At 71.0% G+C, this 19,701-nt stretch carries 19 protein-coding genes and 1 pseudogene; 9 read left to right on the forward strand and 11 right to left on the reverse strand.

All coding sequences use genetic code 11. The annotated features are described in order from the left end of the window. The first annotated feature begins 2 nt into the window (after positions 1-2). From ribA to ACGFI8_RS25565, 3 genes are all read left to right on the forward strand, one after another. Positions 3-635: a GTP cyclohydrolase II gene (gene ribA / locus ACGFI8_RS25555; RefSeq protein ID WP_392808581.1), complete on the forward strand. Its 633-nt coding sequence runs from the start codon at positions 3-5 to the stop codon at positions 633-635. A gap of 187 nt (positions 636-822) precedes the next feature. Next, complete coding sequence (locus ACGFI8_RS25560) at positions 823-1,497, forward strand: RibD family protein (protein ID WP_392808668.1); 675 nt, start codon at positions 823-825, stop codon at positions 1,495-1,497. Continuing rightward, positions 1,494-2,843 (forward strand): ferric reductase-like transmembrane domain-containing protein, encoded by a 1,350-nt coding sequence (locus ACGFI8_RS25565; RefSeq protein WP_392808583.1) that lies wholly within the window; start codon positions 1,494-1,496, stop codon positions 2,841-2,843. Before ACGFI8_RS25560 ends, ACGFI8_RS25565 begins: the two co-directional genes overlap by 4 nt. Positions 2,844-2,929: 86 nt before the next feature. On the opposite strand, the gene der is transcribed toward ACGFI8_RS25565, so the two are convergent. From der to ACGFI8_RS25580, 3 genes are all read right to left on the reverse strand, one after another. After that, positions 2,930-4,294 carry a ribosome biogenesis GTPase Der gene (gene der, locus ACGFI8_RS25570; RefSeq protein WP_392808669.1) on the reverse strand — a complete coding sequence of 455 codons (1,365 nt, stop codon included), beginning with the start codon at positions 4,292-4,294 and terminating at the stop codon, positions 2,930-2,932. A 5-nt stretch (positions 4,295-4,299) separates the two neighbouring features. Beyond that, complete coding sequence (gene cmk, locus ACGFI8_RS25575; protein WP_392808585.1) at positions 4,300-4,971, reverse strand: (d)CMP kinase; 672 nt, start codon at positions 4,969-4,971, stop codon at positions 4,300-4,302. A gap of 194 nt (positions 4,972-5,165) precedes the next feature. Beyond that, positions 5,166-5,795: a MarR family winged helix-turn-helix transcriptional regulator gene (locus ACGFI8_RS25580; protein WP_392808587.1), complete on the reverse strand. Its 630-nt coding sequence runs from the start codon at positions 5,793-5,795 to the stop codon at positions 5,166-5,168. A gap of 110 nt (positions 5,796-5,905) precedes the next feature. On the opposite strand from ACGFI8_RS25580, the gene ACGFI8_RS25585 reads away from it, so the two are divergent. Then, positions 5,906-6,466 carry an NADPH-dependent FMN reductase gene (locus ACGFI8_RS25585; protein ID WP_392808588.1) on the forward strand — a complete coding sequence of 187 codons (561 nt, stop codon included), beginning with the start codon at positions 5,906-5,908 and terminating at the stop codon, positions 6,464-6,466. Positions 6,467-6,763: 297 nt separating this feature from the next. On the opposite strand, the gene ACGFI8_RS25590 is transcribed toward ACGFI8_RS25585, so the two are convergent. After that, positions 6,764-7,750: a helix-turn-helix transcriptional regulator gene (locus tag ACGFI8_RS25590; protein ID WP_392808589.1), complete on the reverse strand. Its 987-nt coding sequence runs from the start codon at positions 7,748-7,750 to the stop codon at positions 6,764-6,766. 61 nt (positions 7,751-7,811) lie between these two features. Between ACGFI8_RS25590 and ACGFI8_RS25595 the strand changes: the two genes are divergently transcribed. Further along, complete coding sequence (locus ACGFI8_RS25595) at positions 7,812-8,519, forward strand: ABC transporter ATP-binding protein (RefSeq protein ID WP_392808590.1); 708 nt, start codon at positions 7,812-7,814, stop codon at positions 8,517-8,519. On the opposite strand, the gene ACGFI8_RS25600 is transcribed toward ACGFI8_RS25595, so the two are convergent. From ACGFI8_RS25600 to ACGFI8_RS25615, 4 genes and pseudogenes are all read right to left on the reverse strand, one after another. Next, the gene (locus tag ACGFI8_RS25600; RefSeq protein ID WP_392808592.1) at positions 8,500-9,309 is read right to left on the reverse strand and encodes a pseudouridine synthase; all 810 of its coding nucleotides are present in this window, start codon (positions 9,307-9,309) and stop codon (positions 8,500-8,502) included. The genes ACGFI8_RS25595 and ACGFI8_RS25600 overlap by 20 nt on opposite strands. Further along, positions 9,296-10,060, reverse strand: a pseudogene (scpB, locus tag ACGFI8_RS25605) (SMC-Scp complex subunit ScpB); the annotation flags it as partial. The gene ACGFI8_RS25600 and the pseudogene scpB, both read right to left, overlap by 14 nt. Positions 10,061-10,638: 578 nt before the next feature. Next, positions 10,639-11,712 (reverse strand): segregation and condensation protein A, encoded by a 1,074-nt coding sequence (locus ACGFI8_RS25610; RefSeq protein ID WP_392808594.1) that lies wholly within the window; start codon positions 11,710-11,712, stop codon positions 10,639-10,641. A gap of 33 nt (positions 11,713-11,745) precedes the next feature. Continuing rightward, positions 11,746-12,681, reverse strand: coding sequence for a ParA family protein (locus ACGFI8_RS25615; RefSeq protein WP_350621314.1), 936 nt, complete (start codon positions 12,679-12,681; stop codon positions 11,746-11,748). Between the two features lie 161 nt (positions 12,682-12,842). Between ACGFI8_RS25615 and ACGFI8_RS25620 the strand changes: the two genes are divergently transcribed. From ACGFI8_RS25620 to ACGFI8_RS25635, 4 genes are all read left to right on the forward strand, one after another. Beyond that, complete coding sequence (locus tag ACGFI8_RS25620; RefSeq protein WP_392808597.1) at positions 12,843-14,150, forward strand: protein kinase; 1,308 nt, start codon at positions 12,843-12,845, stop codon at positions 14,148-14,150. 174 nt (positions 14,151-14,324) lie between these two features. Next, entirely contained in the window at positions 14,325-14,972 is a 648-nt protein-coding gene (locus tag ACGFI8_RS25625) for a SigE family RNA polymerase sigma factor (RefSeq protein ID WP_392808599.1), read from the forward strand. Further along, positions 14,902-16,083: a hypothetical protein gene (locus ACGFI8_RS25630; protein ID WP_392808601.1), complete on the forward strand. Its 1,182-nt coding sequence runs from the start codon at positions 14,902-14,904 to the stop codon at positions 16,081-16,083. Before ACGFI8_RS25625 ends, ACGFI8_RS25630 begins: the two co-directional genes overlap by 71 nt. Before the next feature lie 236 nt (positions 16,084-16,319). Then, a complete protein-coding gene (locus ACGFI8_RS25635; RefSeq protein WP_392808603.1) occupies positions 16,320-16,553 on the forward strand; it encodes a hypothetical protein in 234 nt (77 codons plus the stop codon). An 87-nt stretch (positions 16,554-16,640) separates the two neighbouring features. Here the strand turns inward: ACGFI8_RS25635 and ACGFI8_RS25640 are convergent, their stop codons facing one another. The 3 genes from ACGFI8_RS25640 to ACGFI8_RS25650 are packed head-to-tail and all read right to left on the reverse strand — an operon-like array spanning position 16,641 to position 19,692. Beyond that, positions 16,641-16,997 (reverse strand): hypothetical protein, encoded by a 357-nt coding sequence (locus tag ACGFI8_RS25640; protein ID WP_392808605.1) that lies wholly within the window; start codon positions 16,995-16,997, stop codon positions 16,641-16,643. Further along, positions 16,994-18,904, reverse strand: coding sequence for a hypothetical protein (locus tag ACGFI8_RS25645; protein ID WP_392808607.1), 1,911 nt, complete (start codon positions 18,902-18,904; stop codon positions 16,994-16,996). The genes ACGFI8_RS25640 and ACGFI8_RS25645 overlap by 4 nt, the downstream gene beginning before the upstream one ends. Then, complete coding sequence (locus ACGFI8_RS25650; protein ID WP_392808609.1) at positions 18,901-19,692, reverse strand: hypothetical protein; 792 nt, start codon at positions 19,690-19,692, stop codon at positions 18,901-18,903. Before ACGFI8_RS25650 ends, ACGFI8_RS25645 begins: the two co-directional genes overlap by 4 nt. Between the last annotated feature and the right edge of the window lie 9 nt (positions 19,693-19,701).

Below are 19,701 nucleotides of genomic sequence, written 5' to 3' on the forward strand. Positions count from 1 at the left end.
GGATGTTCGAAACTCTGCCCGGGGCAACGATGCGCACGCAGGTGACGGTGCCGCTACGGCTCCTCGACGGGTACTGCACCACCGCCCGGCTGTTCTCGTTCAACGGCCTGGTCGACGGGCGCGAGCACGTCGCGTTCGGGCTGGGTGACTGGGCCGGCGCGCTGCGTCGCAGCGCGGACGGCGGCTCCGCTCCCCTGGTCCGCCTGCACAGCGAGTGCCTGACCGGTGACATTTTCGGCAGCCAGCGCTGTGACTGCGGTCCCCAGCTGCGCGAGGCGATCGAGCGCATTGCGGAGGCGGGCGGGTTCCTGCTGTACCTGCGCCAGGAGGGCCGCGGCATCGGCCTGTACTCGAAGCTCGACGCGTACGCGCTGCAGGACACGGGCCTGGACACGTATGAGGCGAACATCGCCCTCGGTCACGCGGAGGATGAGCGCGACTACTCAGCGGCGGCGCAGATGCTCGACGCGCTCGGCGTGCCGCGGATCGCCCTGCTGACCAACAACCCTGACAAGGCCGACCAGCTCGACCGCCTCGGCGTGACCGTGGCGAGCGTGGTGCCGACCGGTGTGTTCCTGAGCCCGGCCAACGCGGGCTACCTCGCGGCGAAGGCGAACCGTGCCGCGGCACGGTGAGTCCACGCCCGCGCCGCCGCTGGGCAAGGGCGCGGCGACGCCGGCACGGAACGAACGCGCGACCACCATCGAACGCGCGCCAACGACGATTGCTCTCCGCGACAGCGCGACCACGTTCGGCGCTCACACCGAAACACGCACGGCACCTACGAGCAGCGACTTCACGACGCCGCGCGAACGGCCCTACGTGCTGCTCAGCTGCGCGATGTCGCTCGACGGCTACCTCGACGACGCCACCGACGAGCGGCTCGTGCTGTCCAACAGCGAGGATCTCGACCGCGTCGATGCGATGCGCGCCGAGTGCGACGCGATCCTGGTAGGCGCCAACACGATCCGCCGCGACAACCCGCGGCTGATGGTGCGCGCCCAGGAGCGGCGGGAGCGGCGCGCAGAGAACGGGCTGCCGCCACTGCCGGCCAAGGTCGCGATCGTCGGGCACGGCGACGTCGACCCGGAGTCACGGTTCTTCACCGACGGTGACACCGACAAGATCGTGTACTGCGCGACGAAGACCGCCTGCCGCAACCGCGCCCGGCTTGACGGCCGCGCCACCGTCGTTGACGGCGGCGAGCCGGTCGACCTCGGCCTCGCCCTCGAGGATCTCGCGGCGCGCGGCGTACGGCGGTTGCTGGTCGAGGGCGGCAGCACGATCCACACGACGTTCCTCACGGCCGGCCTCGTCGATGAGCTGCAGCTGGTGATCGCGCCGTTCTTCGTGGGTGACGGGCGGGCGCCGCGCTTCGTCGGCGACGGCCGGTTCCCGTGGCATCCGGGCCACCGCGCCACCATGGCCGAGGTCCGCCAGATGGATGACGTGGTCCTGCTCCGGTACGCCCTGTCCGACCGATTCGAGGCCTCATGACCACCGTTACGCAGCGCACCCGGCCGATGCCGGGCTTCCTGGGCACCGGCCCACGACGAGCGACGGCGGCGGTACTCGCCGTCACGATCGCCAACGCCATCGTCGTCGAGGTGCTGTTCTTCACGGCGTCGGACACGCCGGAGCCGATGCTGTCCGCGGGCCGCTTCCTCGGCCTGCACGCCGCGGTGCTCCTGGCGCTGCAGCTGGTCCTCGTGGCCCGGGTGCCCTGGCTGGACCGGCGGCTCGGCATGGGACAGCTCACCGCCTGGCACCGCTGGGTCGGGATCACGCTGGCGTGGACGATCACCGTGCACGCGACGCTGGCGACCTGGGCGTACGCCCGGATCCGCAACTGGCCCTTCGGCACCCTGGTGGAGAAGTTCGCGGGCTCGCTCGGCACGGTCGCCGGGTTCGTGGCCGGCACACTGCTGCTGCTCATCGTGCTCGCCTCGACACGGGCCGCGCGCAGGCGCCTGCCCTATGAGCTGTGGCACGCGCTGCACCTGGGCACGTACGCGGTGGTGGGGTTCGCGATCGTGCACCAGACCGTCGAGAACCCCATCTCCCAGCCGGCCACGTGGGCGAAGGTCTACTGGGTGCTGCTGTGGACGATCGCGATCGGCACGTTCGTGTTCGGCCGCGTCGCGCTGCCGCTGTGGCGCAACGCCCGGCACGGGCTGCGCGTTTCGGCCGTCGTACCCGAGACCGACGACGTGGTGTCCGTGCACGTCACCGGGCGCGACCTCGACCGGATGCCGGCGCTGGCCGGGCAGTTCTTCCTCTGGCGGTTCCTCACCCCGACCCGCTGGTGGCAGGTCAACCCGTTCTCCCTGTCCAAGGCGCCCGACGGCCGCAGCCTGCGGCTCACCGCGAAGGCGGTCGGCTCCGGCAGCGCCGGCCTGCGCCGAATCCGGGTCGGCACGCGCGTCTTCGTCGAGGGCCCGTACGGAGCGTTCACCGGCCTGCACCGCACGCAACCGGCGACGCTGCTGATCGCCGGCGGCGTCGGCATCACGCCGATCCGATCGCTGCTGGAGGATCTCGACGGCTCGATCGTCGTGTTGTACCGCGCCCGCTCCGAGGCCGACGCCCCGCTGCTCGGCGAGCTACGCGAGCTGGCCGCTGCGAAGGGCGCCGAGCTGCACCTGGTCACGGGCCGCACCAGGGATACGACGCCGACACCGCTCGGCGCCGATCACCTCCTGTCGCTGGTGCCCGACGTCCGGCAACGGGACGTGTATGTCTGCGGACCCTCCGCAATGACCAACGCGGTGCTGAAAACGCTGCGCGGCCTGGGCGTGCCGCGCACCCAGCTGCACGCCGAGATCTTCGCGTTGGCGGACTGACGGTCCGGCCGTTACACGGGCGTGTCGCAGGCCGCGAAACGCGGAAGCGAGCCGGCGGACAGAGAGGCGAACGCGTACGGAATCCGCTATTTCTTGTTCTTTTTCCGCGGCTTGACCGTGATGTGGATCGGGGTGCCGGTGAACTCGAACTCCTCGCGCAGGCGGCGCTCCACGAAACGGACATAACCCGGGTCCAGGACGCCCGTGGTGAACAGCACGAACTTCGGCGGGGAAACGCCGGCCTGGGTGGCGAACAGCACGCGCGGGGCACGGCCGCCGCGGACCGGGTGCGGGGTTGCCTGCACGAGCGCAGTGAGCCACTGGTTGAGCTGGCCGGTCGGCACGCGGCGCTCCCAGTTTGCCAGGGCCGTACGCAGCGCGGGGGCGAGCTTGTCGACGGCGCGGCCGGTCAGCGCGGAGACGTTGACGCGCACCGCCCACGGGACGCGACGCAGTTCGCGGTCGATTTCCTTGCCGAGCTGGTACCGGCGGTCGTCGTCGACGAGGTCCCATTTGTTGAACGCGATGACGAGCGCGCGGCCCGACTCGATGACCATCGAGATGATGCGCTGGTCCTGTTCGGAAATGGGCTCGCTCGCGTCGAGCAGGACGATCGCGACCTCGGCGGCCTCGATCGCGGCATTGGTGCGCAGCGATGCGTAGTACTCGGTGCCGCTGGCGTGGGAAACGCGTTTGCGAAGGCCGGCGGTGTCGACGAGGTGCCACGTCTCGCCGCCGAAGTCGACGAGACTGTCGACCGGGTCGACGGTCGTTCCGGCGACCGAGTCGACGACCGCCCGCTCCTCTTTCGCGAGCTTGTTCAGCAGGCTGGACTTGCCGACGTTCGGACGTCCGACGAGGGCGATGCGGCGGGGGCCGGCCGCACGCGGTACAACGGGACGGGCTTTTGGAAGGTTTTCCAGAATCTTGTCGAGGAGGTCTCCCGCACCGCGGCCGTGCAGGGCCGACACCGGGAAGGGTTCGCCCAGGCCCAGGCCCCACAGGCTGGCGATCTCGCCCTCGATGCGGTCATTGTCGACCTTGTTCGCGACCAGGATGACCTTGCTGCCGTTGCGGCGCAGCATGCGCACGGCCGCCTCGTCGTCGGAGGTCGGCGGGATCGTGGCATCGACGACGAGGAGTACCACGTCGGCCGTCTGGGCGGCGATCTCGGCCTGCGTGGCGATGGCCTTCGCGCGCTCGCGGGCGTCGGGCAGCCAGCCGCCGGTGTCGACGATCGTGAATTGCCGACCGGTCCATTCAGCGTCGTACGCGATCCGGTCGCGCGTCACCCCGGCGACGTCCTCGACGACCGCCTGCCGGCGCCCGAGCACGCGGTTGACCAGGGTGGACTTGCCGACGTTGGGGCGGCCGACGACGGCGACGATGGGCAGGCTCAGCTCGGTCTCCGGCTCGGCGTCGACGGCCTCGCGCGAGACGTCCGCGGACATCGGGTTCACGCCGTCACCTTGTCGAGCATGTGTTGCAGCCGCTCGACCACCTCGTCGATGCCGAGCGAGGTGGTGTCGAGCACGACCGCGTCCTCGGCCTGACGCAGCGGGTCGGCGGCGCGGGACGAGTCGAGGCGGTCGCGGCGGGCGAGGTCGGCGGCGGTCGCGGCCTGGCTCGTAGCGTCTTCGCTGCTGCGTCGGCGGGCGCGCTCCTCGGCGTCGGCGGTCAGGTAGACCTTGAGGTCAGCGTCCGGCGCCACGACCGTGCCGATGTCGCGCCCCTCGACGACGATCCGCTCCGCCTCGGCGATGATCTCCCGCTGGCGGGCGACGAGCAGCGCGCGCACGGCCGGCACCGCCGAGACCGCCGACACCGCCCGCGTCACCTCGGGCCCGCGGATCTCGCGGTCGACGGCGATCCCGTCGACGCTGATGTGCGGCGTCGCGGGGTCCGTCCCGATGGTCAACTGCACGCCCTCGGCCACCGCGGCGATCTTGTCGGCGTCGCCAAGGTCGACGTTGTCGCGCAGCACGGCATACGTGACGGCGCGATACATCGCGCCGGTGTCCAGGTAGCGGGCGTTGAGCGCCTGGGCGACCCGCCGGGAGATCGTCGACTTGCCGGAGCCGGACGGCCCGTCGACGGCAACCACCAGTTGCCGACCCTCGTCGTGCACGCCCGTCTCCCTCACACAGATGACTCGATGAAGCCCTTCAAAACAGTACTTGACCCGCCGATGACGCCCACCCACGGGAGGCCGCCGTCACACCTGGTTTGCGTGGTATGGCACGTCGGCGTACTGGCTCGCTGTCGATCTTGGCGCCGTTTCGGACATTTCCGGAATGTCGCCCGATGCGCGAGGTGCTGACCTCACCGGTCGCCGCCGTCGTCATTGCCGCAGGGTGGACACGGTTCGGGGATTTCGGACATTTCAGATAGGCCACCCAGGGCGGTGCAGGCCTCGATCGCGCCGGCCGGGTCCGGGCCGCACGCCTCCGCCTCGGCGGCGATCGACTGCGAGCACGGCTCCCCCATCGCCCGATCGGCCTCCGGCAGGCGAGTCAGCACCGACCGCGAGATGTCGATCAGCGCGTCCACCTGCTCCGGTTTCAGAGCGTCGAAGAACCAGTGCCGTACGTGAGCGACGTGGCGGGGCGCCGCGGCCGTCACCGCTTCCCAGCCAGCCTCGGTCAGCACGACGAACGCGCCGCGCGGGTCGTCCGGGCAGGGCTCGCGCGCCACCAGGCCGCGCGCCACCATCCGCGTGATCTGGTGCGTGAGCCGGGTCTTCTCCCACTCGGCCGCATGGCGCAGCTGGAACACGCGCAGCCGCCCGCCCGGCGCCTCGGACAGGCTCACCAGCACCGCGTACTCGGCGCCCGTCAGACCGGTCTCGCGCAGTAGCTGCCGCGCCACGCGCCGTTGCACCTCGGTGTTCAGCGCAAGGTACCCGCGCCAGGCCCGCTGCTCACGCTCGTCGAGCCAGTCCGGTTCCGTCACAGGATGAAGTCTACGGGAATGGGTGACATGTCACCGTAGTTGTGGGCTATCGTCTCGGTGACACGTCACCCTCGGCGGTGGCGTCACCCTTCAGGAAGAGGAAGCCAGAAATGATCAAGGTCGGAATCATCCTCGGCAGCACCCGTCCGGGCCGGAACGGCGAGGCCGTGGCCAAGTGGGTCTACGACATCGCGAGCCGGCGCGGGGACGCGGAGTTCGAGCTGGTCGACCTGCTCGACTACAACCTGCCGCACCTGGACGAGGCTGCCCCGCCGTCGATGGGCCAGTACGCGAACGAGCACACCAAGCAGTGGTCGGCCAAGATCGCCGAGTTCGACGCGTACATCTTCGTGACGCCGGAGTACAACCACTCGACGAGCGGTGCACTCAAGAACGCGATCGACTTCCTCTACGCCGAGTGGAACAACAAGGCGGCGGGCTTCGTCAGCTACGGCTCGGCGGGCGGCACGCGCGCGGTCGAGCACCTGCGGCTCATCGCCGCCGAGTTGCAGATCGCCGACGTGCGCGCCCAGGTCGCACTGTCGCTGTTCTCGGACTTCGAGAACTACAGCGTCTTCAAGCCCGGCCCGCAGCACGAGGCCACGCTGACCACCGTTCTCGACCAGACGGTGGCTTGGGGTAAGGCTCTCGCTACGGTCCGCAAGGGCTGATCGCTCCGCTCATTCCTGGCCGGCCGGAGTTCCGAGGGAGGGTTCCGGCCGGCCTTTTTCCTTCATCGGTACGTCCAAGCCCACCGTTGCACCCCCGCACCCGACACGCTCGATTACCGGCGCCGATCTCGCCGGCGCGGACTCCCATCCAGCGACGCCCCCAATACGTCGCCCATCCGGTGACGGCTTGACCGCATCACCCATCCGGCGATGCTCCCAGCGCGTTACCCACGGCGACGCCCCCTGCACGTCGCCCATCCCGCTACGCTCGACCATCCTGAATCACGGATAGCAATATCAGGATGGCGCCGAGTCCACCGCCTTGGCGAACCTGCCGGCGAGCCCGGCGGCCGCGGCGCGCAGTTCGGGCGGCCCGACCAGCTCGAAGTCGACGTCGAACATGCCGAACCACGCGGCGAGGCCGGTCCACGACCACGAACCGGCCGTGACCCGGCACCGGTCCGGCCCGAAGTCCTCCACGACCCCCTGGCCGCGCAGCCAATCGTTCACCGCTGCGGCCGGCGCGTTCAGGATCGCCGTCCCCCGGCAGGGCAACACATCGTGACGCTCGAATCGCTCCGCGATGAACGCGGCGACGTCCGGCGCGGGCAGCGGCCGCGGGGCGAACCTCGGCCCGTTCGGTGAGCGCGGCGTCATGCGATCAACACGGTAGGTGCGCCAATCCTTGCGATCGAGGTCCCAGCCCACGAGGTACCACCGGCCACCCCACGTGACGAGGTGGTGGGGCTCGGTGCGGCGTGGCGGCCGGTCCTGATCGGCACCCTCAGCCATCTCGCGTCGCCCGGAGTAGTCGAACCGCAGCACCTCGCGCGCGCGGACCGCGGTGCCGATCGCGAGCAGGTGCTCCGCGTCGATGTCGGCCTCGCGCCAGGTGTTCTTGACTACCCGGGTCACCCGCAGCGCGTCGACGCGATGGCGTAGCCGGGCCGGCATCACCTGACGGACGGTGGCCAGCGCGCGCAGCGCGGCCTCCTCGACGCCCTGGACGGTCATCGTCGCGGTCTGCAGTGCCACGGCGACAGCGACGGCCTGGTCGTCGTCGAACAGCAGGGGCGGGAGCTCCGAGCCGGCGTCGAGCCGGTATCCGCCGTCGGGGCCGCGGGTCGCCTGCACCGGGTAGCCGAGCTCACGCAGGCGGTCGACGTCGCGACGGACCGTGCGCGGGCTGACCTCGAGCCGGTCGGCGAGCGTGCGACCCGGCCAGTCGCGGCGGGCCTGCAGCAGCGACAGGAGGGCGAGCAGCCGGGCCGAGGTTTCGAGCATGCGTTCAGTATCGCCGGCGAACAGGACAGGAGCTGTCCGCATCCCTTGCCAGGCTCGTCGCATGATTCGAACGCGAGGATTGACGAAGGACTTCGCCACCGGCCGGAAGACGACGGTCCACGCGGTACGCGGCATCAGCCTGGACGTCGAGCCGGGCGAGCTGGTCGCCGTGCTCGGCCCGAACGGGGCCGGCAAGACCACGACGATGCGGATGCTGACGACGCTGATCGCCCCGACGGCCGGCACCGCCACGGTCGCCGGCCACGACGTGGTGCGCGAGCCCGCCCGGGTGCGCCGCCGCATCGGATACGTCGGGCAGGGCAACGGCGCCGCGCACACCCAGCGGGTCGGCGACGAGCTGCGGGTACAGGGACGGATCTATGGTCTGGACCGCAAGACCGCCCGCCGCCGCGCGGACGAGCTGCTCGAGGCGCTCGACCTCGCCGACCTGGGCAAGCGCAGGGTCACCGACCTCTCGGGCGGCCAGCGTCGCCGCCTCGACGTGGCGATCGGCCTGGTGCACGCCCCCGAGCTGCTGTTCCTCGACGAGCCGTCGACCGGCCTGGACCCGCAGAACCGGGCGAACCTGTGGTCGCACATCGCCCGCATGCGCGCCGAGCTCGGCATGACGATCGTGCTGACGACCCAGCGCCGGGTGCGGACACGACCCGCCGGGTGCGGACACGACGGCGCTGAACTCGGGCAAGGCGGCCGTTGGTGGTGCGCCACCGCCTCGGCGGCGGGGCCGGCTACTCGCCGACCGCCTTGAACAGGGCGCCCACCTCGGCCTGCGACAGGTGCCGGGTGCGGCCCGGGCGCAGGTCGCCGAGGCGGATCGGGCCGATCTGGGTGCGGATCAGCCGCTGCACCGGGAAGCCAACCGCGTCGAACATGCGGCGCACGATGTGGTTGCGGCCCTCGTGCAGGATGACCTCGACGAGGGCGACCTTGCCGTACGCGTCCACGACCCGGAACGAGTCGACCTTCACCGGGCCGTCCTCGAGCGTGACGCCGGCCTTCAGCTCCCGGCCCATCGCGCGCGGGACCGGGCCGGGGATCTCCACCTGGTATGTCTTGGCGACCTCATACGACGGGTGCATCAGCTTGTGCGCCAAACCCCCGTCGTTGGTGAGCAGCAGCAGGCCCTCGCTGTCCTGGTCGAGCCGGCCGACGTGGAACACGCGCGCGGTGATGTTCGGCAGGAAGTCGGCGATCGCGTCGCGACCCTTCTCGTCGTCCATTGTCGAGACGACGCCGCGCGGCTTGTTCAGCGCCAGGTACACCATCCGCGTGTCCGTCACCAGTCGCTGGCCGTCAACGTGGATCGCGTCACGTATCGCGTCCGCCTTGTCGCCGAGCGTGGCCTCTTTGCCGTTGACGGCGACGCGGCCCTCGTCGATCATGCGCTCGCACGTGCGCCGCGAGCCCAAGCCGGCCGCGGCCAGGATCTTCTGCAGCCGCTCCTCGTGGCGCGGCGGCTCGGCGTCCGGCGGCGCGTCGAAGGCGGAACCCTCGAACTCCACGAGCTCGGACTCAACGGACGGGTCAACGCTGGGCATCGGCGATCTCATCTATGTCGTCGGGAAGGAACGGGGCGAGCGGCGGTAGCTGATCGACGCTGTCCAGGCCGAGTTTCTCCAGGAACAGCGTGGTCGTCCGGTACAGGAATGCGCCGCTCTCGGGCTCACTCCCGGTCTCCTCGATCAGACCCCTCGTAACCAGCGTACGGACTACGCCGTCACAGTTCACACCGCGGATGGCCGAGATGCGCGACCGGGTGACCGGCTGCTTATAGGCGACTACGGCGAGTGTCTCCAGTGCGGCCTGGGTGAGGCGGATCTGCTGGCCGTCGAGGACGAACTTCTCCACATATGCGGCATATTCCGGCCGGGTGTAGAGCCGCCAGCCCCCCGCCACCCGGCGAAGATCAAAACCAAAACCCATCGCGGTATACTGCCGGGACGCCGCCTCCAGCGCCGCCAGCACCCGATCGACCGGCTGTTCGAGCACCTGGGCGAGCGCCACCTCGCTGGTCGGCTCGTCGACGACCAGCAGGATCGCCTCCACCGCACCGCGAAGCTCACTGTCCGTCATCTCCGCCCGAACAGCCTCGGCCGGAGCCTCCTCCTCACCCTTCGTGTCCACCCCGACACCCGGCGCACCCTCAGCCTCAACGAGAGACTCCGGCTCCGCGACAGCATCGGGTTCGACAACGGAAGACCCGGGCTCGACAACAGGCTCGGACGGCGAGGCAAGATCGGGTTCGACGACAGGCTCGAACGGGGCAGCGGCCTCAGGCTCAACTGCGGGCTCAGCCCCGACAGCAGCCTCAGGCTCGCCGAGCGACTCGGCGAAAGAAGACTCGGGCTCGACGACGGGCTCAGGCTCGACAACCGACTCGGCGACAGACTGAGACTCCGGCTCGAAAACCGGCTCAGGCTCGACAACCGACTCGGGCCCAACCTCAGCGACCGGCTCGGGCTCAACGACGGTCTCGGGCTCAGACTCGGAAACCGACGCAAGCTCGGGCTCAGAGACCGGCTCAGGCTCTGACGACGAAACCGAAGACGAAGACGAAGACTCCGACGCGGCGGCTTCCGACGAGTCGGCCGGCGGATCAGAGGCGTCCGGGGAAGCCGGGGACTCAGGGGAAGCCGGGGACTCAGGGGAAGCCGGGGACTCAGGGGAAGCCGGGGACTCAGGGGAAGCCGAGGAACCCTGGGAGTCCGGCGAATCAGCGGAATCCGGGGAGCCAGCATCCTCGGGGTCGGACTGCCACTGCAACTCGGGGAAGGACTGCGGCTGCGGTTCCGGCTTCGGGCGGGCCCACGGTGGAATCCAGTTCGCGGCCTGGTCGGCTAGCGACCCCGTCGGCTTGTCGTCCTGGTTCACTCGTCCACCTCGTTGTCCACGTCCACCCCAGCGTCCCCGCCCACCGACGGACCCGAAGCATCCAACGATCCCGCGGAATCCACCAAGTCGGAAGAATCCGCCGCATCAGAAGGACCGTCGGCGGCGGCAGGAGTGGGGCCGGCCGCCGGAGCCGGCGACCCTTCGTACTCCTCGACCTCGATGCTCATGTCCGCGTCCTCGGCGGCCGTCCAGCGCACGACCAGCTCGCCCAGCGCCTGCACCTGCTCGAAGCTGATCAGATTCTCGCGGTACAACTCCAGGAGGGCGAGGAAGCGGGCAACCACCTCCAGTGTCGACTCGCAGTCGATGCACAGGTCGGTGAACGTCGCAACGCGCTGTTCCATCAGGCGGTCGCGCATGATGTTCGCGTGCTCGCGCACGCTGACCCGCACCATGTGGATGTGCGCGATCGACACGACCGGCGGCGCCTTCGGGGTGAACGCCTTCAGCGCCAGCTTCAGCAGCCGCTGCGGGCCGACGCCGAGGACCAGGTCGGGCAGCGCCTCAGCGTAGCGAGGCTCGAGGGCGACCGACCGCGGGTAGCGCCGCGACCCGACCGCCTCGAGGCCGGCGATGTGGGCGGCGGCCTCCTTGAACGCCTTGTACTGCAGCAGCCGCGCGAAGAGCAGGTCCCGCGCCTCGAGCAGCGCGAGGTCCTCCTCGTTCTCGACGGTCGCCGAGGGCAGCAGCCGCGCGGCCTTGAGGTCGAGCAGCGTCGCCGCCACGACCAGGAACTCCGAGGCCTCGTCGAGATCCCAGTCGTCGCCCATCGCCCTGATGTACGCGATGAAATCGTCCGTCACCGTGTGCAGCGCGACCTCGGTGACGTCGAGCTTGTGCTTGCCGATGAGCTGCAGCAGCAGGTCGAACGGGCCGGTGAAGTTGGCGAGCTTGACCTGAAAACCGGACGTGGCCGGAGCGGACTCCGAAGAAGCCGGGATGTCCGAGGAGGCTGGCCCGGACGCGGGAACCGGCGCAGGATCCAGCGGCCCAGCGTCGTCCGAGGACGGCGGGGGCGCGGACGCCGAGTCCAAATCCGGCTCAGTCACGCGAAGAACCTAGCGCACGAACAGCGAAAACCCTTACAGGCGCCGCTCGGCCTGCTGCGCGATCACCTCGCGCGCCAGCTGCCGGTAGTTGCGCGCACCGGAGGAGGCCGGGTCGAGGGTGGTGATGGGCGCCCCGGCGACGGTCGACTCCGGGAACTTGACCGTCTTGGTGATCACGGTCTGGTACACCTTGTCACCGAACGCCTCCACGACCCGCTGCAGCACCTGGCGGCAGTGCGTGGTGCGGCTGTCGTACATCGTGGCCAGGATGCCCTCGAGCTCCAGGTCGAAGTTGAGCCGCTCGCGCACCTTGTCGATCGTATCGAGCAGCAGCGCGACACCGCGAAGTGAAAAGAACTCACATTCCAGCGGGATCATGACGCCGTGTGCGACAGTAAGGGCGTTGATCGCGAGCAGGCCGAGCGAGGGCTGGCAGTCGATCAGGATGAAGTCGTATTCCTTGAGCACCGGGCGCAGCACCCGGGCCAGGGCCATCTCGCGCGCGACCTCGGTGACCAGCTGAATCTCGGCGGCGGACAGGTCGATGTTGGCCGGCAGCAGGTGCAGCCCGGCGATGTCCGTCTTGATCCTGATGTCCTCGACCGTCACGTCGGAGTCCATCAGGATGTTGTAGATCGTGAGATCGAGGTTGTGGGGGTTGACGCCGAGGCCGACCGAGAGCGCGCCCTGCGGGTCGAAGTCGACGAGGAGCACTCGCCGCCCGTACTCCGCGAGCGCCGCGCCGAGGTTGATGGTCGACGTCGTCTTGCCGACGCCGCCCTTCTGGTTGGCCATGGCGATGATCCGCGCCGGGCCGTGCCGGTCCATCGGCATCGGCTCGGGGATCGGCTTGCGCATTGTGTACGCGGTCGGGTCCGCCGGCCCGAGCTCCGCACCGAGGTCAAGCGAGGCCTGCTCGGCGCGCATCGTGGTGGTCCACGACTCCGCCTGGTCGCCCATGCCTGTCATCGCTGTCTTCGCCCCTCCCGGCGGCATTGTCTCCACCCAGGACCGAATCGGCGTCGGCCTGCGGGGGGAACGAGTCAGCCGTTGACCGACTGTACGTCACTGCAGGGTACATATCGCACTGCGCGCCCGGCGTGTCGCGAAGCTCATCGTTGGGTACGGTCATGCACGTGTTAGGACCAGGGGACGTGCTCGGCGACCGGTACCGCCTCGAGGAGTTCGTCGCCAGCGGCGGCATGGGGCAGGTGTTCCGGGCCACCGACAAGACGCTCGGCCGCACCGTGGCCGTGAAGGTGCTGCTGCCGGGCCACGTGGCCAACGCCGAGTTCGGCAGCCGGTTCCGTTCCGAGGCGCTCATCATGGCCTCGATCGGGCACCCCGGCGTCGTCGGCGTCTACGACTACGGCGAGACCCCCGAGGGCACGCTGTTCCTGGTCATGGCCTTCGTCGACGGCCGCTCGCTCGGCGAGCGGATCAAGGCCGCGGGCTCGCTGCCGGTCGACGAGACCCTCGACATCGTGGCCCAGGCGGCCGACGCGCTGCACGCCGCCCACGAGAAGGGGATCATCCACCGCGACGTCAAGCCCGGCAACCTGCTCGTCTCCGAGGACGGCGCGGTCACCCTGGTCGACTTCGGCGTGGCCCGCTCCCAGTCCGTCACCTCGGTCACGAAGGTCAACGCCGTCATCGGCACCGCGCTGTACATGTCGCCCGAGCAGGCCTCCGGCAATCCCATCTCGCCGTCGACGGACATCTACGCGCTCGGCGTCGTGGCGTACCACTGCCTCACCGGCGCCCCGCCGTTCACCGGCAACTCGCCGCTCGAGATCGCCATCAAGCATCTGCAGGACGAGCCCGCGCCGCTGCCGGAGACGCTGCCGCCCGCCATGCGCGCGCTGGTCGAGCGGGCCATGGCCAAGGATCCGAAGGACCGCTTCCCCACCGCCGCCGCAATGGCCGCCGCGGCCCGCGCCGCGCAGAGCGGCACGCTGGAAGAGCCGGATGCCGTACCGCTGGTGCGCACCTCCGCACCGACCGCCGTCACGACGCCCGACCACGGCGACGCGGCAGACGGCGAGCCGGCCGGGCGCCCGGTGTGGGTCCCGGTGGTCGCCGGCGTGGCGCTGGTCGCGCTCGTCACCGGCGTCGTCCTGGCGGTGGTCGCGCTGAACCGCAAGTTCATCGGCCCGTCCGATTCCGGCGGTGCCCACCCGACCGTCTCGGCCTCGGTGGTCGCCCCGACGTCGGGCCGTGGGCCTGGCGCCCCGGCCGCTTCGCACGCCCCGACGCCCGGCGGCTCGGCGAGCGCCAGCACCGGTACGGAGACCGCGGCCCCTAGCTCCCCGGCGCCGGACAGCCAGCCGGCGTCCTCCGCTCCCCCGGCGACGAGCAAGCCTCCGGCGACGCCGACGACGGACGCCCCGCCCCCGACACCGGCGTCACCGGAAGCCACCGGCGCGGCCGCGGCATAGCAACCATGACGAACCACGCATGGCGGCGTCCGTGTCGTCCGTGCGTACCGACTTTGCTGGGCATTTACCCATCAATCGGGACATAGACCGCGTTCACCGGAAAAAGAATCCGCAACCGTGTGCAACCCTTCCCCGGGTGGTTCCGTCTACCCGCGACGAAGGGAGCCCGGACGGGTGAATCAAGACGACGAGGCGCACTTCCGCGAATTCGTCACCGCGCGATTCGACGGTCTGCGCTCGCTCGCCTACCTGACGTGCGGGGACTGGCACACCGCCGAGGACGCGGTCGCCGCGTCCCTGGCCAAGCTGTACGTGCGCTGGAACAAGGTGGACACGCCGCTGGCGTACGTGCGGCGGGCGATCGTGCACGCGCTGGTCGACGAGAGCCGGCGACCGTGGCGCCGCCGGGAGCGCTCGGCCGGGTACGCGCTGCCCGAACTGCCCGGGCCCGACCACGCCGACCAGGTCGACGAGCGGCTCCGGATCCGCGCCGCGCTCGCCCGCATGGCACCTGGCCAGCGCGCCGTGTTGGTGCTGCGGTACTACGAGGGACTGAGCGTTGAGGAGACCGCCGAGGTGCTCGGCCGCCAGCCGGGCACGATCAAGAGTCAGACCGCCAGGGGGCTCGCCGCGCTCCGGGCGCTCCTCGGCGCGGAGGAGCTTCGGGTCACGGACGACATTGCAGGCGGCGCTACAGCGGGTGGCGCCATCGGGATCGGCCTCGGCCACGACCAGGATGGGAGGGAAGGGTATGGAACAGGATCTGCGCACACTGCTGACGTCGGTCCGGGACGGCGCGCCGCCACCACGGCTCAGCGTTGACGACATCACCGCCGCGGGCCGCCACCTCGCCCGCCGCCGGCGGCTCACCCTGCTGTCCTCGGTCGGCGGGAGCGCCGCGGCGGCGGTCGCGGCCGTCACCGCCGCGCTGGTCATCGCCGGCACGCCGGCGGCGCTGACACCCGCGGTCGACCCGAGCACCCTGCCCAACGCGGTGTCGCCGGCCCCGACGGCGTTCGCCGACGCTGAGCCGTTCGTGACCACGTACAACGGCTACGCGGCCGGTTCCTACCTGGTGAGCGACCCCGACCTGGTGACCATGGCGTACCAGCAGTCCTCGATCGACGCCGGGATCGACCTGTCGGCCGAACCTTTGTCGTCGCCGCCGTTGCCGGCCACGACCGTGCCGGCGGCGGGCCTGTCGCGAATGCCGGGGCTGCTACGCGGCGGGATCCTGGTGGTGTACCGCCCCGGTGCCTTCGACCCGACCGAGTTCCTCAAGTCCGCGGAGAAGGTCGAGGTGCGCACGGGCTTCGGGCTGCTGCGCAACGCCGGCGGCTCGGGCCAACCGACGCCGTCGCCCCCCGACCGGGCCCGGCTGCAGAAGATGCAGGCGCAGATACCGTCTCTGGCGTGGCAGTACGCGAAGAACGCCTGGGCGGTCATCTACTGGTCATCGTGGGAGAGCCTGCCTACCAAAGAGGAGCTCGCCGCGATCGCCGACGGGCTCAGGCCGTCGGCCACGAAGCAGTTCCCCGTCGGTTTCCTTCCCTCGTTCGTACCGCACGGCTTCCAGCTGCTGTCGGTGAGCTACGGCACCGACATGGGCACCGGCAACCAGGTGGTGTCGGCCGCCCGCCTGTCGCCGGGGCTGCCGACGCTGCCCCTGACCCAGCCGATCGACCTGCAGGGCTTCCCGACGCTGACGCTGTCGTTCGGCCGTACCAATGCCGGGCCCAGGATGGTCGACAAGCTCGACTGCACGTCCGGCGTCCAGTGCCAGCGGGTGCTCGGCGATGGCACCACGTACGTCAAGGCCGAGCTCAACGGCCTCAAGACGACCGCGCAGGTCACGCAGATCACGCTGGGCATCAGGCCGCAGAACGCGGACAACATGGCGGACTGGCCACCCGCGGTCAAGGTGTTCCCCTAAACGGCACGACGTCGACAGCACCCCGGCGGAAACTCGCGTGCGCGAGGGGCCGGGGTGCTGTACCGTTTCCGCATGCGTTTCTGAGCCCACCGACGCCGCGCGCGCCCGCCGCTGACCGCCGATCCGGCGCAGCAGGCCGGCCCCCGTTGTGGGTTCATCAATCCCCGCTTCGCGTCCCGCGCGGCAGCAGCCCTCTTCTGTATGCAGCCAGCACGTCCCGCGAAGGAGACGCTCACATGCCTGCCGTAAACAGTTCAGACGAGTCCGCGCACGACGCCGAGAAGGCCGCGGAGGCGGCGGAGGCCGCCGAGGCCGCCGAGGAGAGCGCGCCGGCCAACCCGCTCGAGGCCCTCCGGCGCGCCCAGGCCAACCGCTCGCTGCCCCCCGGTTCGGGCGGCCACGGCGGCCGGGGAGGCGTCGGCAAGGGGGGCAGCCCCAAGGCCCCGCGCATGTACAACCGCCACAAGTAGTCCCGCCTGGCAGCGCGTCGCCCGCACCGCCACCCGGCACCGCGGGCGACGCGCCGCCGCAAACGGTCCGTCTCCCCAGCTCCCCGGTCAGCTGATCCAGTCGCGGATGCGGTCCGCGACGGCGGCCAGGCCGGCCACCGTCGCCACCACGGCCGAGAACCTCGACAGCCGGTCCTTCAGCGCCGCCCGGTCGACCGGCGCCCGCTGCAGCTGCTCGTCGACCGCGGTCAACGCCTCCTGCACCCGCGCCACCTGCGCCGGCTCGGCCGTCGCCGCGGTCGCCGGCCACTGCCGGTGGAAATCTCCCAGGATGCTGTGCAGCTCCACCAGCCACTGGGCGCTCGGCGCGCCCGAGATGGCCGTCGCGCCTGCGCCGAACGCGGCCGGGCCGTTGGTCACGACGTTGTTGAAGGTGAACGAGTCGCCGCCGCTCGCCGAGGTCATACCGAGACTCCTGCCTGTTGTGCGCCCACCGACTGCGCCAGCGCGCCGGCGCCGAACGCGGCCGGCCCGTTGAAGGTGGGGCTGTTGTAGGTGTTCGAGAAGTTCTGGATGTGGTTCATCTGCATCCGGTACTCCGAGGTGTCCACCCCGGCCCGCTCGAGGTGGTCGAGCACCGTCGCCAGGACGGTCTTCTCCACGAGCTTGAGGTACTTGGTGGCGTCGAGGTCCTGCAGAAAGGTCCGGCCCTGCGACTCGGCGGCGAGCTCGCGGACGCAGAGCCGGGCGCCGTGCTCGTACGACTTGAACTCCTGCGCCTCCTCGTGTGCCTGCCGGGCCCGGTAGTTGATCAAGATCATCTGGCGCAGCGAGCGCAGCAGCCGGCGGGGCGCGTCCATCGAGTTCATCCAGTCCGACATGAGGCCGGGCAGGGCGCGGCGGATCAGGTGGCCGAGGTCGGGGCGCAGCCGGTCGACGACCTTGAACTCGCTGCGGATCGGGGGCAGGACGGTGCCGATGAACTCGACGTAGAGCTTGCCGCCCTCGACCGCGACGTGAACGTGCGCGGAGACGATGATGTCCTGCGACTGCGGCGGCACGACCACGCGCCCGTCGCGCATGCGCACCTCGCGGCCCTCGACGCCGACGAGGACGTGCAGGTAGTGGCGCACCCCGCCCTGCGGCTGCTCGACGATCGCCGCCACCGCGTCCGGCGAGGCCATCTGCAGCGCGGTGCGGCTGCGCTGGTCGATGAGCGGATCGCCCTGGTAGCGCTCGCCGTCGGCGATGATCCGGTCCATGACGTATACGCCGGGCACCCGCTGGTGCGCCGGCAGCGCGGGATCCTGCAGGCGCAGCACCGCCTCGCGGATCGAGTGCTGCAGCGGCAGGGCGGAGACGGACCGGGGGTCGAAGGTGCCGTCGCGGCCGAAGCGCTCGGTGCCGTCGTGGCGGCCGGCGCCCGCGCGCACCGCTTGGCCCTGCAGCAGTACCGCCATGGACCACACCATCGTGGTGTCCCCGGCGCCCATGAACGGCCGCTCCGAGTGCAGCGAGACGTTGCCGCGCTGGGCGGCGGCCAGCCACCCGACGCGGTTCTCGACCCGGGCGCTGGGCAGCCCCGGCAACAACACATTCACACCCGGGGCGAGGACGTGGGTCAGCGTCCGGAGGGTGCGGACCCGGGCCATCAGCGCGTAGCCGACGGTCACCAGCGCGAAGAGCAGCGGCAGCGCGAGGATCAGCAGGAAGAGCGAGGTGTCGAACGCCAGGCCCAGCCGCTGCGTCAGCGTCGTGAGCGCGCCGGGCTCCTGCCCGTAGTACGGCGACAGCTCCTGCTCCTGCTGGCTCGGCCCGAGGCCCAGCAGGAGCAGCAGCGGCGAGTAGGCGAAGCCGCAGGCGTACAGCACGGCGGAGAGGAGGACCGCCGCCCAGGCGCCGGTGGTGCGCAGCGAGCCGATCCGGGCCGCCAGCGCGCCGGTGACCTGCCCGGACAGCACCGCACGGCGCAGCCGGCGCACGAGCCGGATGCGGCGCACGCCCCAGGCGAAGCACAGCCAGCCGATCGTGACGAACGGCAGCAGCACGAAGGCGGCCAGCAGGATCGCGCACAGGATGCCGTCGCGCGCCAGCAGCATCCCGCGGGCCCGGAAGGAGTGGCGGATGACGGGCTCGATGTCGAAGCCGAGGGACGGCGGCACGGCCCGCTGGTCGTCGCCGGTGGTCTCCTCGATGACCTTGTACGCGTACTCGTCGTCGAGGTAGGCCGCGGCGCACAGCCGGCGGGTGGTGTCGTTCATCGGCGGCCGCGCGATCACCACCGGGTGCGCGAACGGCGGCGGCGGGATCGCGCCGGTGGTCGGGCTGTCCGGGGTCAGGCCGCCAGGTGGAACGGTCGTCGTCAGGCTCATCGGGGCGCCTGCGGCCAGGTGGAGACGGCGCGGCTGTTGTCGCCGAACGCGGCCGGCCCGTTCGTGGTCAGGTTGCCGAAGTTGAAGCTGCTGCCGGGCCGCGCCGGCGCCGGCGGGGCCGGCGGGATCGGGGCGGCCGGCTCGAACAGGAAGTCCGGCACGACCCGCGAGACGTCCGCCGCCGCCTCGCCCGGGACGGTGATCCAGGCGGCCGCGTCGAAGTCCTTGTCGGGCAGCTCGACGCGGATCCGGGTGTACCCCTCCGGCCGCAGGTCCTCGTACCGCTGCGCGACGACGTCGTCGTACACCTGCTCGGACACGATCAGCGCCGTGCCGGCCGCCGGGAACGCGGCGAGCGCGAGCTTGAGCGGCGCGGCGTCCACGAGCCGGCAGACGGTCACGGCGGCCGAGCCCGGGAAGCCGTTGGCGCCGTCGACGTGGACCAGCCCGACGTGCACCGCGACCCGCAGCCGCAGCCGCAGCTCGGCGGCGAGGTCCCGGTTGCGCTCGCGCAGCAGCGTGTCGAGGGTGGCGGCGAGGCGCGCGACCACCCGCGGCTCGGACGTGCCGGCCGGCAGGACGGCCAGCTCGCCGTCGCCGCTGGCCTGGGTCAGCCAGTCGCCGCGGCGCAGCCCCAGCCGGTCGCACGCGTCCGCGAGCGCCCCGCGGAAGTCGTGCTGGATGTGGTACTGCTGCAGGTTCTCCCGCCGCGAGTACCGCTCGACGTCAACCGCGACAAGGATGCGCCGCTGCGGTTCCGGTGGTTCCGGGGATGGGGGTGCGGTCATGCCTCACTT

Origin of the sequence: Dactylosporangium sp. NPDC048998 (genome assembly GCF_043197855.1) — a bacterium.
In the GTDB taxonomy this organism is placed as follows: Bacteria; Actinomycetota; Actinomycetes; order Mycobacteriales; family Micromonosporaceae; genus Dactylosporangium.

Coding starts and splice junctions, on each gene's coding strand:
- ACGFI8_RS25615 (WP_350621314.1), bottom strand. CDS start 12,681: ATGACAGGCATGGGCGACCAGGCGGAGTCGTGGACCACCACGATGCGC.
- ACGFI8_RS25645 (WP_392808607.1), bottom strand. CDS start 18,904: ATGAGCCTGACGACGACCGTTCCACCTGGCGGCCTGACCCCGGACAGC.
- ACGFI8_RS25565 (WP_392808583.1), top strand. CDS start 1,494: ATGACCACCGTTACGCAGCGCACCCGGCCGATGCCGGGCTTCCTGGGC.
- ACGFI8_RS25640 (WP_392808605.1), bottom strand. CDS start 16,997: ATGACCTCGGCGAGCGGCGGCGACTCGTTCACCTTCAACAACGTCGTG.
- ACGFI8_RS25630 (WP_392808601.1), top strand. CDS start 14,902: ATGGAACAGGATCTGCGCACACTGCTGACGTCGGTCCGGGACGGCGCG.
- ACGFI8_RS25595 (WP_392808590.1), top strand. CDS start 7,812: ATGATTCGAACGCGAGGATTGACGAAGGACTTCGCCACCGGCCGGAAG.
- ACGFI8_RS25600 (WP_392808592.1), bottom strand. CDS start 9,309: ATGCCCAGCGTTGACCCGTCCGTTGAGTCCGAGCTCGTGGAGTTCGAG.
- ribA (WP_392808581.1), top strand. CDS start 3: ATGTTCGAAACTCTGCCCGGGGCAACGATGCGCACGCAGGTGACGGTG.
- ACGFI8_RS25635 (WP_392808603.1), top strand. CDS start 16,320: ATGCCTGCCGTAAACAGTTCAGACGAGTCCGCGCACGACGCCGAGAAG.
- der (WP_392808669.1), bottom strand. CDS start 4,294: ATGTCCGCGGACGTCTCGCGCGAGGCCGTCGACGCCGAGCCGGAGACC.
- ACGFI8_RS25620 (WP_392808597.1), top strand. CDS start 12,843: ATGCACGTGTTAGGACCAGGGGACGTGCTCGGCGACCGGTACCGCCTC.
- ACGFI8_RS25590 (WP_392808589.1), bottom strand. CDS start 7,750: ATGCTCGAAACCTCGGCCCGGCTGCTCGCCCTCCTGTCGCTGCTGCAG.
- ACGFI8_RS25650 (WP_392808609.1), bottom strand. CDS start 19,692: ATGACCGCACCCCCATCCCCGGAACCACCGGAACCGCAGCGGCGCATC.
- ACGFI8_RS25585 (WP_392808588.1), top strand. CDS start 5,906: ATGATCAAGGTCGGAATCATCCTCGGCAGCACCCGTCCGGGCCGGAAC.